We start from the raw sequence: 558 nt of genomic DNA, 5'->3' as shown, positions 1-558 counted from the left end.
GCGCCAGTTCCGTCCAACGCACCCAGGGTCGCATCGACGACATACCGTGGAACCATTTCAGGATAGGCATTTAGCACAGTCCGCACCGCTCCATCCGCCCGCGTCCACGCCGGACCAGGAAGGCAAGGGCGCCGATGCGGCGCGGCAGCCAGGCGCGGCAGCTGCCTTTGCCAACCGGCGCCAGGCGCTGGCGCGCCAGCCATGGGTCAGTTATGCGCTGGTCCTGCTCAATGTCGCGGTCTGGCTGCTGACGCTGGCCTCGGGCGCCGCGCTGCTGCAGGCGCCAGCGGAAAAGATGCTGACATGGGGTGGCAATGCGGCCTCCGAAGTGCAGCGCGGCCAGTGGTGGCGCCTGCTCACCGCGGTGTTCCTGCACAGCGGCCTGATGCACCTGACGATGAACATGGCCGGCCTGTTATGCACCGGCCCGACGGTGGAGCGGGTGTACGGCAGCCGGCGGTTCTTGCTGCTCTATCTCGGCGCCGGCCTGGCTGGCAGCGCGCTCAGCCTGCATTTCTCAGCGCAGCATGGCACCGCGGTCGGCGCCTCCGGCGCGGT

The 558-nt window shown here is 69.0% G+C and carries 1 protein-coding gene; it reads left to right on the top strand.

Translation table 11 applies throughout. The features are described from left to right. Positions 1-46: 46 nt before the first annotated feature. A partial coding sequence (locus tag JK635_RS28090) for a rhomboid family intramembrane serine protease (protein WP_202653124.1) occupies positions 47-558 on the top strand: 512 nt, incomplete at its 3' end.

Origin of the sequence: Neobacillus paridis, from assembly GCF_016765675.1 — a bacterium.
In the GTDB taxonomy this organism is placed as follows: Bacteria; Bacillota; Bacilli; order Bacillales; family Cytobacillaceae; genus Neobacillus; species Neobacillus paridis.
The sequence above is the reverse complement of the archived record's forward strand: the minus strand, read 5'-3'. Positions and strand labels throughout refer to the sequence as shown.